The organism is Betaproteobacteria bacterium, assembly GCA_016713305.1.
In the GTDB taxonomy this organism is placed as follows: domain Bacteria; phylum Pseudomonadota; class Gammaproteobacteria; order Burkholderiales.
This window is the reverse complement of sequence record JADJPK010000020.1, coordinates 19,833-35,745: the sequence shown is the minus strand read 5'-3', so window position 1 is coordinate 35,745 and position 15,913 is coordinate 19,833. Positions and strand designations below refer to the sequence as shown.

Annotated in this window: 14 protein-coding genes; 5 read left to right on the top strand and 9 right to left on the bottom strand. The window is 65.4% G+C overall.

Going from position 1 to position 15,913, the window contains the following annotated elements:
* Positions 1–131 precede the first annotated feature (131 nt).
* Together IPK20_20275 and IPK20_20270 are read right to left on the bottom strand one after the other, a co-directional pair.
* Complete coding sequence (locus tag IPK20_20275; protein ID MBK8018799.1) at positions 132–863, bottom strand: enoyl-CoA hydratase/isomerase family protein; 732 nt, start codon at positions 861–863, stop codon at positions 132–134.
* 106 nt (positions 864–969) lie between these two features.
* On the bottom strand, positions 970–2,385 hold the full coding sequence (locus IPK20_20270; protein ID MBK8018798.1) for a cytochrome B6: 1,416 nt from the start codon (positions 2,383–2,385) through the stop codon (positions 970–972).
* A gap of 138 nt (positions 2,386–2,523) precedes the next feature.
* On the opposite strand from IPK20_20270, the gene IPK20_20265 reads away from it, so the two are divergent.
* Positions 2,524–3,096, top strand: a complete 573-nt coding sequence (locus IPK20_20265; GenBank protein ID MBK8018797.1) for a DUF4142 domain-containing protein — start codon at positions 2,524–2,526, stop codon at positions 3,094–3,096.
* Positions 3,097–3,279: 183 nt separating this feature from the next.
* Here IPK20_20265 and IPK20_20260 read toward each other — a convergent pair whose 3' ends face one another.
* The 5 genes from IPK20_20260 to IPK20_20240 form a co-directional block, all read right to left on the bottom strand.
* Positions 3,280–5,193: a response regulator gene (locus IPK20_20260; GenBank protein MBK8018796.1), complete on the bottom strand. Its 1,914-nt coding sequence runs from the start codon at positions 5,191–5,193 to the stop codon at positions 3,280–3,282.
* Entirely contained in the window at positions 5,184–5,861 is a 678-nt protein-coding gene (locus IPK20_20255; protein MBK8018795.1) for a YfiR family protein, read from the bottom strand. The genes IPK20_20260 and IPK20_20255 overlap by 10 nt, the downstream gene beginning before the upstream one ends.
* Positions 5,858–7,435, bottom strand: a complete 1,578-nt coding sequence (locus IPK20_20250) for a TonB-dependent receptor (protein MBK8018794.1) — start codon at positions 7,433–7,435, stop codon at positions 5,858–5,860. Before IPK20_20250 ends, IPK20_20255 begins: the two co-directional genes overlap by 4 nt.
* Before the next feature lie 493 nt (positions 7,436–7,928).
* Positions 7,929–8,729, bottom strand: a complete 801-nt coding sequence (locus IPK20_20245) for an SDR family oxidoreductase (GenBank protein MBK8018793.1) — start codon at positions 8,727–8,729, stop codon at positions 7,929–7,931.
* A 60-nt stretch (positions 8,730–8,789) separates the two neighbouring features.
* On the bottom strand, positions 8,790–9,704 hold the full coding sequence (locus tag IPK20_20240; protein ID MBK8018792.1) for an amidohydrolase family protein: 915 nt from the start codon (positions 9,702–9,704) through the stop codon (positions 8,790–8,792).
* A gap of 188 nt (positions 9,705–9,892) precedes the next feature.
* Here IPK20_20240 and IPK20_20235 point away from each other — a divergent pair, with 188 nt between their 5' ends.
* Positions 9,893–11,470, top strand: a complete 1,578-nt coding sequence (locus tag IPK20_20235; GenBank protein ID MBK8018791.1) for an acyl-CoA synthetase — start codon at positions 9,893–9,895, stop codon at positions 11,468–11,470.
* Positions 11,471–11,566: 96 nt separating this feature from the next.
* On the opposite strand, the gene IPK20_20230 is transcribed toward IPK20_20235, so the two are convergent.
* A complete protein-coding gene (locus IPK20_20230; protein MBK8018790.1) occupies positions 11,567–12,046 on the bottom strand; it encodes a hypothetical protein in 480 nt (159 codons plus the stop codon).
* A 231-nt stretch (positions 12,047–12,277) separates the two neighbouring features.
* On the opposite strand from IPK20_20230, the gene IPK20_20225 reads away from it, so the two are divergent.
* Positions 12,278–13,216, top strand: a complete 939-nt coding sequence (locus IPK20_20225; protein MBK8018789.1) for a hypothetical protein — start codon at positions 12,278–12,280, stop codon at positions 13,214–13,216.
* Positions 13,213–13,692 carry a c-type cytochrome gene (locus tag IPK20_20220; GenBank protein MBK8018788.1) on the top strand — a complete coding sequence of 160 codons (480 nt, stop codon included), beginning with the start codon at positions 13,213–13,215 and terminating at the stop codon, positions 13,690–13,692. The genes IPK20_20225 and IPK20_20220 overlap by 4 nt, the downstream gene beginning before the upstream one ends.
* Before the next feature lie 94 nt (positions 13,693–13,786).
* Here IPK20_20220 and IPK20_20215 read toward each other — a convergent pair whose 3' ends face one another.
* The gene (locus tag IPK20_20215) at positions 13,787–14,185 is read right to left on the bottom strand and encodes a hypothetical protein (GenBank protein ID MBK8018787.1); all 399 of its coding nucleotides are present in this window, start codon (positions 14,183–14,185) and stop codon (positions 13,787–13,789) included.
* Positions 14,186–14,252: 67 nt separating this feature from the next.
* On the opposite strand from IPK20_20215, the gene IPK20_20210 reads away from it, so the two are divergent.
* Positions 14,253–15,785, top strand: a complete 1,533-nt coding sequence (locus tag IPK20_20210) for an amidohydrolase family protein (GenBank protein ID MBK8018786.1) — start codon at positions 14,253–14,255, stop codon at positions 15,783–15,785.
* Positions 15,786–15,913 lie beyond the last annotated feature (128 nt).

Below are 15,913 nucleotides of genomic sequence, written 5' to 3'. Positions count from 1 at the left end.
AAGTGCATCCCAAGCAATATTTTTTCGCAGGATGCACCATTGGTATCTGTGAGTCAACAACCTTGACTCACAGGAAACTTTCGGCGGATTGGAACAGAGCTGTTCGCCCGGATGTCCGGACGCAGGCCGATTCAGTCCCGGGAGCGGAACCGTCCGAACGTGGAGCCTGCCTCTGGCCCCAGACAATCCTCACCATAGACGGCGCGGGCTCTGACATCGAGGTCGCCGGGGACCGGAAAGTGTTCGCGAAAAAACCGCTTGGTGGAACTTGCGGACTGCGCAGGCAGAGAGGCAAGACGCTGCGCAAGCTGGAGGGAACGTTCTTCGACCTCCCCCGCCGGGACGACGATTTCGGCGAGGCCCAGAGCGCCGGCCTCGCTGCCGTCGAGTGCGCCCACCCCCCAGACGAGCCAGCGCGCGCGGGCCATGCCGACCCGCCCTGCCAGCGCTTCGATTCCCCAGGGCGGGAAGAAGCCCAGTTCCACTTCCGGTAGACGCCACACTGCGTCGGCCGCCGTGACCACGGCATCGCATCCGATGGCCAGCATGAAACCACCTCCCAGCGCGAAACCATGGACACCGCACACGACAGGCTTGTCCAGATCGCGCAAGGCCCGCATGAGGGCCGCCTTGCGCTCCGCCACATGGAGCCGCTCCGCAGGAGACAGGCGGGCCATTTCCTTGACGTCGCTGCCCGCGCAGAAGCCCGGACCTTCGCCACGCAACAGAATGGCCCTTACCGCCGGATCGCTCGCCGCCTGGGCGAGCGACGCGATCAGACGTTCGGTGGTCTCAAGGTCCAGCGCGTTGCGGACCTGCGGACGTGACAGGACGAGTTGCCGGACGTGCGCGGGGGAAGGCATGGACAAGCGAGTCCTGCGGGACGGAGTGCCCGATTGTAGTCGTCCATGGCGAACCCTGGCGCGCGACAGGGCAGTCCGGCGCTGCCGCGCGCGCCGGTGTGCAGGATCAAAGCGCCCTGAGGTATGCCACCAGCGCGCCCTTCTCCCCGGCTTCGAGGCGCAACCCCAGCACCAGATTGAAGAACTCCACGGTGTCCTCCAGCGTGAGCAACCGGCCGTCGTGCAGATAGGGCGGCGTGTCCTTGATGCCGCGCAGCGTGAAGGTCTTGATCGGCCCCTCGGCCCCGTTGTCCTGCCCGTTGATCACCTCGGCGACATAGAAGCGCTCCAGATGGAGATCGTGCATCTGATGATCCATGAAGGCCGGCCCGGAATGGCACTGGCTGCAGGTTCCCTTGCCATGAAAGATCCGCTCGCCTTCCAGTTCCGCCCGTGTGGCCTTGCGCGGATCCAGCCTTCCGAAGGCGTCGAGCTTGGGTGCCGGCGGAAAGTCGATCATGTTCTGCATCTGGGCCATGAGGGATACCTGATTGGTGCGGTTCGGCTGATGCGAGCCCTTCTTGTCGGCAGAGACGTGGTCGCCGTTGAAGTACGCCGTGCGTTGTTCGAACTCTGTGAAATCCTCGACGGAACGCAGGGACCGCTTGGAGCCGTGGATCTGCTGATTGAAAAGCCCGCGCAGGCTCGTCGTGTCGATCCTGAAGCGGCGCGCCTGCGGACGCGTGTCGGGGTTCAGGTGGAATGCACCGTTGGTATTGAAGTTGGCATGGCAGTCCAGACAGGCCACCCCGAATTGGGGATCCGCGACCTTCCGGTCATCGGTTTGATTGAACTCCTCCTGCGGAAACGGCGTGAGCAGCAGCCGCAGTCCTTCCATCTGGACCGGCGTGATGATGCCGTTGAACAGCTGGAAGAAGTTGCGCGTCGTGACAAGCTGCCCCTTGGAGACATCGCCCAGTTCCGGACGCATCTGCAGGAAGATCGGCGGCGGGAACTCCGGAAGCAGATGGTCTGGCAGATCGAACTCCGCATCGAAGCGCAGGAGCGTGCGCCGCTCCTGCCGGTCGATCTCGTCGATCTCGAACTGAGGAAACACCATGCCGCCGGTCTCGTGCTTCACATGGGGCAGCGGCCGGAACCCCCCCGGGAAGAGATCGCGCTGCCGGATCTCCTCCGGAGGCATCTGGCTCAACCTTTCCCACGAGAGTCCCTGTGGCAGTCTGACCCTTGTGCCTCCCTGAATGGCGCGCTTGCCCCCCGACATCCGGATGCCCGTCGGCCGGTCCGACAGATCGTAGCGTTCCTCCAGCAAAGCCCGTTGCCGCGCATGCACCTTGGGCTTGTTCGCCTCGTCGCGCGCCTTCGAGGTACGGAAGTCGATGTCCGGAACCGTCTTGCGGTAGGTCCCCACGATCCCTTCGTCGTCGGTCGCGAATTCAGCCCCGGGGGCTGCCCATAGAAACACACTCGTTCCCAGCGCCATGGCGCCTGCAAGCTGACTGACGATTCGGGTGCGATTCATGGCGCCCTCCGCGGGGTTGTGGAACCCGCGAGTGGGCAATCTGGACGCCTGGACTGCTGGCCGGCCGCCGTGACCGCCGGGAATGGCAGGACCCCGAATTGCCGCTGACCCGGCCCGTCGATTCCCAGGGAGCCGGCCATGAAGGCACCGCGCGCAGTCCTGTTCGTGATCGTCTCGTGTGCGGCCGTCCCCGCCCAACCCGCCGACAGCGCGGGTGCCACGAACGGCTCGTCGGTCCAGGCCACGCCATCGGGCAGCGCACCGAGGGCACCCGGCGCCGTCGCGACCGAAGACCGGGAACTCCTCCTGGCTCTGGTCCAGGGGAATCTGGCGGAGGTCGAAGCCGGGCAACTCGCCGGCAGGAAGTCGCCCAGCAAGGCGATCCGCTCGTTCGCCCGCACCATGGTCGATGACCATTCGGCCACTCTGAAGGAACTGCGGGCTCTGGCGGCACGCCTGGGTGTGGCGGCGCCGGATGAGACGGACGAAGCACATCGTGCCCAACTCGCCGCACTGTCACGCGCCTCGGGCAGGGAGTTCGATCTCCAGTATGTCCGGAACGCCGGGGTGGCGGATCACGACAGGACCCTCGCGCTGCTCGAGAGGGGAGCGTCGTCCGGCAATCCGGAAATCCGCGACTTCTCCCGGAAAACCTTACGGACAGTGACGCTCCACGCGCAGTGGGCTCGGCGGCTCTCCGCGAAGCAATGACGTACCGTGCGGCGCCAGGGAATTCCGCTCGAGGGCCCGTGAATACGGGTCGCCTGGAGCCCCTCCGTCAATACTCATGCCGAAGCCACACCCGACCGCAACCGCAATCCGCAGTTCTGTCGCCATGGTCCACGGCGACGGGGCGTCTTCGGGAGCCCCGCTCGTACGCTCCCCGCGAACCCGTCATCCATTGAGACGGGGACCCAGCGGCGCGGGCGAATCCGGCCCGCGCCGGGTCGGCGGCGGTGGGGTTGCGACGTCCGGGGCAAACTTGTTCCGGTACATTCGCAGCACCTCCGGAAGTTGCAGCACGTCCAGCGGCTTGACCAGATGCAGGTCGAATCCCGCGGCCATGGCCTGGGCGCGATCGCCCTCCTGGCCCCACCCTGTGACGGCCACGAGAAGCATCCCGGCGCGCGGCGGCTGGGCTCTCAGAAGCCGTGCGACATCGTATCCGTTCATCGTGGGCAGGCCGATGTCGACGAACGCGATGTCCGGAAGCATTTCCCGCGCGCGATCCACTCCCGCGGGCCCGTCGTGCGCCACCACGACATCGTGACGCATCTCGCGCAGGATGACGGCGAGGCTGTTGGCGAAATCGACGTTGTCGTCGACGATCAGCACACGCAGCCCCTGAGGCCCCGCATCCGCCGGGGCCTCTCCTGTGGAAACCTCGGCCGGCTGATAGGCCAGAACCATCGGCAGGCGGACCCGGAAGCAGCATCCTCGTCCCCGCCCTTCGCTCACAGCCTCTATGTCCCCGCCGTGCATCTCGATGAGCCGGCGGGACAACGCGAGACCGACACCGAGGCCGGATTGGACGCGCCGCTCGATGGAAGAATCGAGCTGCGTGAACATCTTGAACACTTCGGGCAGCAGTTCCGGTGCGATGCCGACGCCGTTGTCGACCACATCGACCGTGACCGACCCATTGTCCGCCACGGCACGCACGTCGATCGCCCCGCCCTCATCCGTGTACTTGGCCGCGTTGTTGAGCAGATTGGAGAACACCTGCGCGAGCCGGGCCGAATCGGCATCGAGCAGGATCTCGGCTCTCGGCAGATCCACGCGCAGCGAATGACCACGGGAATCCACGAGCGGACGTGCGATCTCGATCGCGTTGGCCAGCACGCTCTGCAGGCTGACGATCTCCTTGCGCAGCGTCAGCTTGCCCGTGGTGATCCGGGAAACGTCGAGCAGATCGTCCACGAGCCGGACGATCTGCCGCAACTGCCGCTCCAGCATGTCCTTGGCCGATTCCATGATCTCCGGCCGGTCCGGCGCCACGCGCATGAGATGAAGCGCATTGCTCATGGGGGCGAGCGGATTTCGCAACTCGTGCGCGAGCGTGGCCAGGAACTGGTCCTTCATGCGGTCCGCCGTGATCAGCGCCTCGGATCGCGCCCCGATCTCCGCAAGCATGGTGTTGAAAGCATCGACCAGATAGCCGATCTCGTCCGACGTGGTCTTCTGCACCCGCAGCGAGAAGTCCCGCGTGTTGATGACCTGGTGCGCCGTCTCCGCCACGGCCACGATGGGTTCGGTGATCTTGCGCTGGAGCCAGATGCCGATCGCCACGGCCGCGAAGAGGCTCAGGACGAAGACCGCGAACAGGATGGCCGCGTAACTGCGGATACGGTCCGCCAGCCCGTACGTCGCTCGCAGATACACGGAACCCACGAAGGAGGACCCGTCGACGATGGGCTTCACGAGCGTGATCAGCTCTCCATCGACGACCATGCCGGACTTGTCCGCAACGGCAGGGGGATGCGGCTGATCGGCATCGCGGACGAAACTCGCGAAGAGCCTGCCGTGCTCGTCGTACAGTGCCGCCGCCAGGATGGCCGGCCGGCTTCGCAGCAGGAGCAGATTTTCCCGGGCGACACGGGCGTCCTCGAAGGCGATGGCCGCCGAGCTGGAGATGCCCAGGATGTCGGCCTGGGCCGAGAGGTCCTGGGCCCAGCGATTCTGGTAGGTTCTTGCCTCGTAGGTGAGCAGCGCGATCGCCGAGATGACCAATGCGATGGCGGTCACCGCGCCCAGCAGAAGCAGCAGCTTCGCCCGTACCGACCGGGCCACCCGCTCCATCATCGCCACGCGAAGGTCTCGTGCGAGGGTGCGCCGGCCAGATGGAATGCGCCGTCACGGCCCAGCAGGGTATCGCCGAGGAACCCGAGGGCCCGATGCAGGAGATGAGATCCCCGGCCCGCGTAGCGCGATCCGCTCGCATCCGACTTGCGAATCCGGACCGCCACCGTCAGCAGCCTGGAACTGACGGTGAGCCCCGCACGGGTGGCCGCTTCCAGGGAGATCTCGAACTGCAGGCGGTCGCCCGAGGGCACGAAGTTGATCGTGCCGCCCCGGTCCAGACCGTCCGGCCCGTCCGTGATCACCAGTACCGGGCGTTCCCTGGCATTGTCGATGAGCCTCTGCCCGCGTGTCGTGTCGGTGCGTGCCACGTAAAGGGCATGCACTCCGGCTTCCTCGCGCACCAGCACCACCTCGATCCGCCGGTTGTTGATGCGCCGCGTCCGGGCGACGCGAACGAGTTCCGCAGCGACATCGTCGTATTCCATGGTGCCGATCAGCACGGGATCCTCGGCCGAACGGAACGATTCGGCGGGCCAGGTCACGTATTCGAGAAAGCGATAGATGTAGGCCGCCTTCACTGCTGCGGCCGTCGCCACTTGCCCGTGCGCGCAGAGGCTGACTGCCCAGACAAGCGCGATCAGGACCGCACGCACGCCAAGCACTCTCCCGTTCATCGTGTCGCTCCCGGGCGCCACAGTGCCTTGAAGAAGATCGTGCGGGCGAACTCGGGCCGGCTCGGGAACGGACCGAACTCGGGATGGCTGTGATCGAATGCATTCTTCACGCTGACGGACAGCTCCAGCGGCCGGGTGACCCGCCAGCCCAGTCGCGCATCCACGGCGGTGTAGGCCGGCACGGCCGGGTCAGGCAGGTCGCCCACGTGACGCACTGCGACGTCCAGTTCGTGGCGGCTGGAAAGATCCCACGACGCGCGCATCGTGATCCAGTGGTCGAGATCGTTGCCTTGCACGGCGACTCCGCCTGCGCTCAAGCTGCCGGGTTCCAGCCGCAGTTGCATGCGCTGGAACACCGCCCCGGCGGAAAGGCGGAAATTGTCGCTCACCCGATAGGTGCCCCACGCCTCCGCGCCGTGAGCCGTGCCCTCCATTCTGTTCCGGATTTCCAGTCCACCCCCGGCCGGCAGCGGCTCGAAGCTGCGCAGCCGGTCGTACCAGTGATGGAAGACCGTGAGGGAATAGGAGAAACCCGGCGACGCCTGGGCGCGGTAACCGATCTCCAGCACCTCGGCAATCTCCGATTGGAATTCCGGACCGCCTCTTACCGTGGTGGGACTGATGCCCATCGAGTGGAACTCGCGATCCACGCGCGATGGCGCCCGCACGGCACGCGTTGCAGCGAGCCACACCATCCGTTCCCAGGACAGCCGCCAGGCGAGCCGCGCATTCGGCAGCACTTCCGCACCCGTGTAGCTGTTGTGCTCCACCTTGAGTCCCAGGGTGAGATCCACCGTCGGCGTCAGCGCGATCTCGTCGTGCGCGAACAGATGCCACGACTGCAGGGTACGGGATCGCGGAAGAAATGCCGGGGCGAAAGGGATCTCCTCGGTCTTCGAATCGGCGTTGCGATATCCCCCGCCCCACAGGACGCGGTGAGCGCCATGGGGCCTCAACGCGTGATGAATCTCCGCATCGGCGATGTCGAGCTTCTCCCGCACAGCCCCCGGCTGGTCGCGCTCGACACGGTCGTAGTACCCCTGCACCCGCAAGCTGGACCCGTCCTGGAACGAGCGGGTCCAGCGTCCGATGAGGTTGGCTCCTTCGAGATCGCGAAAGCCCCCGGTGGTCTGGTCGATCCGCGCGCGGTAGGCATCGCCCTGCACCATGATCGCGTCCTGCCGGACCGTCCAGTCGCCGCGGAATCCCGCCTGCGCCCGCTCTGCCGCGTCGACGAGCGCCGTCCCGTCCTGACGGCTCGTTCCCTCATGTTCCGTCAATCGTCCATAGAAACGCAGGCTGCCGTGTTCGCCCAGCTCCGTACCGTACCGGAGCGTGTTGATGCGTGAACGGTCGCCCGCGCCGAGCGAAACCATCGCTCCCTGTGTCTGGGCGGCAGAACGGGTGATGATGTTGATCACGCCGTTCACCGCATTCGCACCCCACAGCGTGGTGCCGGGACCGCTGATGACCTCGATGCGTTCCACGTCCTCCAGGACCACGTCCTGCGCGTCCCAGAACACGCCCGAGTACAGCGGGGAGTACAGAATCCTCCCGTCCTGCAGCACCAGCATCTTGTTGCCGAGACCGGACGAGAACCTCTCGCGCTCACGACATAGCCTGCAGCCGACGTGCGAGCGACATTCAGATTTGGCGCGAGACGAAGCGCCTCGGGCAATGTCTGGGCTGCGGACCGGCGGATGTCGTCCGCATTGATGACGAAGATGGAGGCCGGGGCTTCGATGAGCCGCTCTTCGCGCCGCGACACCGATGTGACGACGACGTTGCCGAGCTGTTCCAGTGTCAGATCCGCCAGATCCGGAACCGATGGTTCGGCCAGTCCCGGCGACGTGATGCCGGCACAGAGGATGGCGCCGAGCGCAAGACGCGTTGCCGCAACGACGCGCGAAATCCTCCTCGTCTTCTCCTGCAGGCGCATGCCGGTACTCGCAATCTGATGGCCCCGGCTGGCTGCGGCGTTCTATGACGCCGTCTTCGGACAGTATAAACAACGTTCCGATGCCGATTGCGGATGATCGGCGGCCGACTGCTCAGACCTGCATTGCTTTACATACCCGCGGACGTCAGGCCGCCATCGACGACGATTTCCGTCGCCGTGATGTACCGCGCCTCGTCGGAAACGAGGAACAGGATGCAGTGCGCGACATCCCACGCATCGCCCATTCGCCCCATCGGCACCAGGGCGTTTCGCCGCTCGATGAGAGCGGCCAGATCTCCGCCCCCGACGGTCCTGGCAAGCCGTTGCTCCACGAGGGGCGTGTGCATGAGCCCCGGCACGACTGCATTGCACCGGATGCCGTGCTTCGCATGCGCCAGGGCCACGGACTTCGTGAGCGCCAGGATGCCCGCCTTCGACGCGGAATAGGCCACATGGACGCGTTCGGTGCCCATTCTCAACCCCGCCACGGAAGACAGGTTCACGATGGCACCCCGGCCCTGACCGACCATGACCGGCAACACGAACTTGCAGCCCAGGAACGCCGTCTTGAGGTTGTGCGCCATCTGGGCATCCCACACCTCTTCGGTCATCGTCACCGGATCCCCGGGCGCCGATCCTCCGACATTGTTCACCAGGATGTCGATGGTGCCGAACGTGCTCCGGCAGAGGTCGACCGCCTTCTCGACCTCCGCTGCCCGCGTCATGTCGCAGACGTGCGTCACGCAGCGTCCGCCTTCCGACTCGACGAGACGCCCGGTCTCTTCCAGCGAAGCCGCGTCGCGGTCCAGCGCAAGGATCGAGGCTCCCTGCCGCGCCAGGAGTACCGACGTTGCCCGCCCGTTGCTCCACCCCGGCCCGACGGAACCGGCCCCGGCCACCAGGGCCGTCCTCCCTTCCAGTTTCAGCACGCGGCCCCCTCCCGTTCGCGGCCCGTCCGGATGCAGCGCATGGCCGTCATGATGCGAGCCTCAGAACTCGTAAAGACGCGCGGGATTGTGCACGAGGATTCTCGCGCGGAGCGATTCGTCCGGAGCCCAGATCGCAAGCTGGTTCATGAGCCGTCCGTCGTCGATGGGATGCGCGGGCGGGATCTCCAGGCGATTCCGTCCCGCCGGCGTGGCGCCGCTCGGATGGGGCCAGTCGGTACCCCACAGAACCCTGTCCGCGTTGGCCTCGATGAGCGCACGCGCAAAGGGCACGATGTCGGGAAAATCCGGTGCGAGGCTGGAAGACCGGTAGGCACCGGAGATCTTCACGTAGGCGTGGCCGGTCCGGACCAGGTCCACGAGATCGGCGAACCCGCGTTGACCGATGCCAGCGGAGGCGACCGCCCCGCCGAAATGATCGAAGACGACGGGTACGGGTGCCTGCCGGACGATGTCGGCCACGGCCTCGATGGTCGGCGGATGGGTGAAGATCTGCACGTGCCAGCCCCGCGCCGCCGCGCGCCGCAACGCGCGCCCGAGTGCCACCTTGGCGACGTCCGGATCGTGGATGCCGGCGGTGGAAAGGTTGAGCCGCAGGCCTCGCACGCCGGCCGCGTGCATCGCGTCCAGTTCTCCGTCCGCCGTGTCGTCGTTGATGACCACGACCCCGCGCGCATCGCCACCGCGTGCCCTCATGCCGTACAGCGTTGCAGAGTTGTCCGTGCCGTAGACACTGGGCGTGACGATCACCACCCTGCGCACATGCAGCGCGGCGTGCAGCGCCGCCATTTCGTGCGGCAAGGCGGTCTCCGGTGTGTACGCACGCGCGGGATCGAACGGATACTCCGCGGGTTCCCCATGAATGTGCGTGTGGCAGTCGCAGGCGTCTTGCGGCACCGCGAAGTTCACGGCAGTGGAAGGCTGGGGCGCTCGTCCAGCGCGAATACTGTGGTTCATGGCGGATCCGGGTTCTGCCGAGGCTGCGCACTCTACCGCCAAGCGGGGACACGCGACAGCACGCCCGAACCCCGGTTCCGCACGGAACCCGCGACCAGGATTCTCCGTGTCAGCGGGAAACCGGGGATCCCGCCCCGAACTTGCGATACGCTTCCAGCCCAAGCCGACTCCTGAACGATCCACCGGACATGACCACCGCTGCACTCCCCACCGTGGAACGCGCCCGCCGGTACGGGCTGGGCGAACTGCTCTGGCGCAGTTCCCGCCGCGTGCCCGACAAGATCGCGCTTGCGTATGGCGATCGCCACTGGACGTACGCGCAGCTCGACGAGACCGTCAACCGCGTCGCCAATGCCCTTGCAGCTCGCGGCATCGCCAAGGGCGAGCGCATCGCGCTGCTGTCCCACAACAACGACACGTTCGTGCTGCTCAACTTCGCCGCGGCGCGCATCGGTGCGATTCTCGTGCCGGTCAATTTCATGCTGAACGCGCAGGAGGTCGCCTACATCCTCCAGCACAGCGAGGCCGTGGCGTTGATCGTGGAAGACAGATTGCATCCCGTGGGCGAAGCCGCTCTCGCGCTCATACCGCCCACGGTGCGGCTGAAGGCCATCATTCCCGACCATGGCGACCCTCTGCCTTCAGGCTGGGAAGACACGGACCGCTGGCAGCGCCATGCCGATGCGACGCCTCCCGACGTGGCAATAGGCGACGACGAGCCGGTGCAATTGCTCTACACCAGCGGGACGGAATCGCGGCCGAAAGGCGCCACACTGTCTTCGCGCAACTACATCTCCCAGTACGTGAGCTGCATCGTGGACGGCGAGATGAGCGGCGACGACATCGAAGTCCACGCTCTTCCCCTCTTTCACTGCGCCCAGTTGCACTGCTTTCTCTCGCCCGGCCTGTATCTCGGCGCCACGAACATCCTTCTGCCTGGCGCCGATCCTGCCGCGCTGCTCGCCGCGATCGAACGGAACCGTGCAACGAAGCTCTTCTGCCCGCCCACGGTGTGGATCGGCCTGCTGCGGCACCCGGATTTCGACAGGCGCGACCTGTCCTGCCTTCGCAAGGGGTACTACGGCGCGTCGATCATGCCCATGGAGGTGGTGAAGGAACTCTCCGAACGCCTGCCGGGCCTGCGCCTGTTCAACTTCTACGGACAGACCGAGATGTCGCCGGTGGCCACGGCGCTCAGGCCCGAGGACCAGTTGCGCAAGCTGGGTTCGGCAGGCAAGGCATGCATCAACGTGGAAACGCAGATCGTGGACGACGACGACCATCCGGTGCCGCCCGGCACCGTGGGCGAGATCGTCCACCGGGGGCCACACGTGATGCTGGGATACTGGAACGATCCGCAGAAGACCGCAGAGGCGTTCCGCCACGGCTGGTTTCACAGCGGCGATCTGGGCGTGATGGACGAGGAAGGCTATCTGCGGGTGGTCGACCGCAAGAAGGACATGATCAAGACGGGCGGGGAGAACGTCGCGAGCCGCGAAGTGGAAGAGACGATCTACCAGCACCCGGCCGTGGCCGAAGCGGCAGTGTTCGGAACGCCGCACCCGACCTGGATCGAGATGGTCACGGCGGCCGTCGTGCGCAAGGCGGGACAGTCCCTCGACGAAGACACCCTCATTGCCCATTGCCGCGAACGTCTTGCGCATTTCAAGGCCCCCAAGCGCGTGGTGTTCGTGGACGCGTTGCCCAAGAACGCCAGCGGCAAGATCCTCAAGCGCGAACTGCGGGAGTCGTTGAAGGACGGCTAGCGACGGTTGGTTCGCGAACAGGCGTCCTCGGCCCTCACGTCGTGACGCGCGCCTGACCTCGTCCGGATGCCCGCAGGGTGCCTGGACGCGACGCCCCTATCGGTTGGCCTTCAGGTAGGCAATGATCTTCCGGCGGATCTCCGCGTCGGGCTGCTTGTAGAACATGTAGACGCCGGGCACCCATGCCTGCGGATTGGTGATCCAGACGTTGAGGGACGCGTCGTCCCAGACGAGATCCTTGAGGGTGGCGAGCAGGGTGCTCGAGTAGTCGAATCCGGGAACGCTCCCCGCCTTTCTTCCGTAGACGCCGTTGAGCGGCGGACCGAAGGGCGGCGCGAAGGCGAGCGTCACCGGGACATCGCTGCGTCCGTGCTGCGCCGCAGCGAGCACCATTCCGGGCCCCCGCGCGGGAAGCAGCGCCTCGCTCGCGTCCACTGCAGCAGCCTTTCCATGACAGATCTGACACTGGGCCGTGTAGAGCTTCTCGCCTTCTGCGAGATCCACGTCTTCCGCCGCGAATGCAGCTGCGGCTGACAGCATCAGCAAGACACCTGCGCCTGCGAGCCTGAGTCTCATCCTGAAACCTCCCTGGGCTGCGTTTGCCTCCGGCGCACAAGGACCGTCCCTGCTGCGCGCGGGTGCGCGAAATCTCCGTCAAAGCGTGTTCCCAACCGTTGACCCATGTCAACCGCGCCGTGATTCGGTGGCACGCCCACGCTCCAACGGTTTATCTTGCGGCTTTGGTGATCGTCCTTCGTGTCATGGCCTCCGCCCACTCGCAACCCCCTTGCCCACCGATCGGACTCCGTGCATCGCCGACCCGTTTCCTGCCTGGCTCTCGCCCTCGCGTTGTCGGTGCCTTCGTCTCCGGCCATACCTGCCGGCGAGGCTCCCCAGCGCAATTCGAACGACAGCCTCGTCAGTTCCCGCTCCGACGCGGAGGCGTACCTGCAGCCGATCGCCGGCCTCCCCCGGCAATCGCTGCAGGCTTTCAACCGGGGACGCCACCACTTCGACAAGAAGTGGGCATCGGTCACGTCGCTTCAGTTCGAATGGGGACTGGGACCCACCTACATCGCGAAGAGCTGCGGCGAATGCCACGGCGGGGCCGGACGTGGCCGCCCTCCTGCGTCCCCGGACGAACAGCTCCTTTCGATGCTCGTGCGCATCTCGGTTCCCGGTACCGGCGAGCATGGAGAGCCCGTTGCGCATCCCGCCTACGGCGATCAGTTGCAGAACGGGGCTCTGCGCGGCCCGTTTCCGGACTTTGCCTATCACACGGCTCCGGTCCCCCCGGAAGCCGAACTCCATGTCGATTGGCAGGAACACGTCGTCACGCTGGGCGACGGCGAGCAGGTGCCGCTTCGGCGCCCCCTTCTTCGCGCAACGAATCTCGCCTTCGGCGAGTTCGGTCCCCAGGCCATGTTTTCGTTGCGACTTGCCCAGCCGGTCTTCGGATTGGGGCTGCTCCAGGCCGTTCCGGATGCCGCGCTGCTGGAGCGCATGGAAATGCAGCGATCGCTCGGTATGAACGGTCGGGTGAACCGGGTGTGGGATGCGGTCAACGCGCGCGTGGCCATCGGGCGTTTCGGCTGGAAAGCGAATCAGCCCAGTATCCGGCAGCAGATCGCCGTGGCTGCGCTGGGGGACATGGGCCTCACCTCCCCCTCTACCGCGCCCAGAACTGCCCGCATGTGCAGACACTGTGTGCAGCGCAGACGCCTGGCAACGACCCCGAACTGGTGACGACCGACTGGGACGAACTGGAGTTCTGGACGCTCGCTCTGGCGGTGCCGGCAAGACGCAGTAGCGGCGATCCGCTGGTGCAGCGCGGCGAGACGATCTTCGGCGAGGCAGGGTGCAGCACTTGTCACACGCCGCAGATGAAGACCGCTCAAGAGTTCCCGCCGCTTCCGGCGCTCGCCGGACAGACTTTTCATCCCTACACCGATCTGCTCCTGCACGACATGGGTGAAGGGCTGGCGGACGGGCGTCCCGATTTCGAAGCCGGCGGACGCGATTGGCGCACGCCGCCGCTGTGGGGCATCGGCCTGTCGGAAACCGTGAACGGGAGCCCGGCCTACCTGCACGACGGGCGCGCCCGGAACTTCACGGAGGCCATCCTGTGGCACGGGGGCGAGGCGACGGAGTCCCGCAACACGTTCCGTTCGATGCCGTCACAGGATCGGCAGGCACTTCTGAAATTTCTGGAATCGCTCTGACCGGTTTCGAACACGACGAGCCGGCGGCCTCCCGGTCGACGGTCCGCGTGAGGCCGCCCCGCGGCGGAATCCGGACTCCTGTTCGCGTCCTTCTTCACGAAGACAGGGCCGACACCATCGCATCGCAGCAGAACTGCAAAGCGAGCCGATGCAGCCGCACGTTCGAGATCCCCGTCCGCATTTCACGGTGACAGGCGCCGCGATGCCGCCTCTGCCCGCAGCGCAACAAGAAGGACATGCGCAGCGTTTCTTGCGGCCTGGTTCGCTGCACTGCAACTGACCATCGATCCTCCCGATCGCGCAGGCGACCCTCCAGTTTCGATGGAGCTTCTTCTGTCACGGTTGCCATGTCGGTTGCCATGTCGAACGTTTGATCACCAATAATGTCATCGCCATTGCCACGCGTTTTCCCAATGCCTGACTGGCAAAACGCCTCGCGGAATCCTTGACACGCCCCTCTCGCTCGCGAAATATCGCGGCGCGGGTTCGCCATGGGCCCATGCTTGGGTCCACGATGCTCAAAGTACCCGTCCCAAACCACGATAAAGGGAGGTAGGAAAATGAGTGAAAGACCGGCAGGATGGTTGTCGGACAAGGAACTGGAAGAAGTTCTACCGGCGGACAAGGCAGCATTCCGTTCGCCCATCCCCACCCAGATCGTTTCCAATGGCGAATACAACCCGCCACCCCAGACCGCGCAACAGCGGCAGGTCGAAGGCCTGATCAACGAGTACAGCGACAAGTACGCCAAGTACCACGGCGTGGATCGCCGCAGCTTCCTCAAGTCCGCCTCCGGTTTCGCCGCCGCGTTTCTCGCGATGAACCAGGTGTTCGGCCCGGTATTCAACGTATCGGAGGTCGAGGCGAAGGATCGCGATTTCGCCAACGAGCGTTCACGGCAGCTTGCCAACCAGTTCATCTTCGACGATCAGACGCACTTCGTGCGCGACGACTTCGACAAGGAAGGACTTCTCGGGCTCGGCAAGTATGCGGTCGAGCGGTGGAATCCCGCCATGGCGAAGACCCCCATGACGCTCGCCCGCTACAAGTTCGAGAACTACCTGAAGGAAATCTTCATGGACAGCGACACGAAAGTGGCCCTGCTGTCCAGCGCGCCCTTCGACGATCCGTCGTGGTACCTGCTCTACAACGATCAGCTGCGGGATGCCCGCTCGGTGGTGAACACCATTTCAGGCAGCCGCCGTCTGCTGTCGCACTCCGTCTTCACGCCCGGCACGCCAGGGTGGATGGACGAGGTGGAGAAGTCCATCGCCGAGTACCAGCCGGATTCGTGGAAGGGCTACACGATCGGCGATCCTCTCTCGCCGAGTGCGAAGGGCACGGCATGGCGCCTCGACGACGAGAAGCTGGTCTATCCGTTCTACGAGCGTGCGCGCCAATCGGGTCTCAACCGCATCATCTGTATCCACAAGGGACTGCTTCCGCGCGACTACGAGAAGTCGTGGCCGGGCGTCTGGAAGCACGCCACCGTGGACGATCTGCCGAAGGCCGCCAAGGACAATCCGGACTTCGCCTTCATCATGTACCACGGCGCGCTGCGGATCTTCCTCGAGGATCCTGCGCACGATCTCGCCAAGTTCGAGCAGACCGGCCGTATCGACTGGGTGACCGATCTCGCCCGCATGCGCGACCAGAACGGCCTCACCAACGTGTACGGTGAACTCGGGACGACCTTCGCGACGTGTGCGGTGACGAATCCGCGCATGGCAGCCGCGGTGGTCGGCTCGCTCGTGAACGGTCTGGGTGCCGATCACGTCGTCTGGGGCACGGACTCGGTGTGGTACGGATCGCCGCAATGGCAGATCGAAGCGTTCCGCCGCCTCGAGATTCCCGAGGACATGATGAAGAAGATGGGCTGGAAGATTCGCCTGGGCGACGCCGACAGCAAGGTGAAGCGGATGATCTTCGGAGAGAACTCCGCCCGCCTGTACAACTACCAAGTCACCGCGGACGTGATGGACAAGATGAGCCACGACAAGCTGGCCCAGATGAAGGACGAGTACAACCGCGAAGGCGTGGAGCGCAACAACACGTACTACGGTTACATCGGCAAGAAGTCAGAGACGGCCTGATCGACCAAGCCGTTTCGCGAGTGAACAACGGGGGCCACGAGCCCCCGTTGTCTTGACCATGGTCCTTGTTCCATGGAACAACCCGGCCTGCCCGGCTTCCGGCCGATGCGCCGCCGCACGGTGACCGG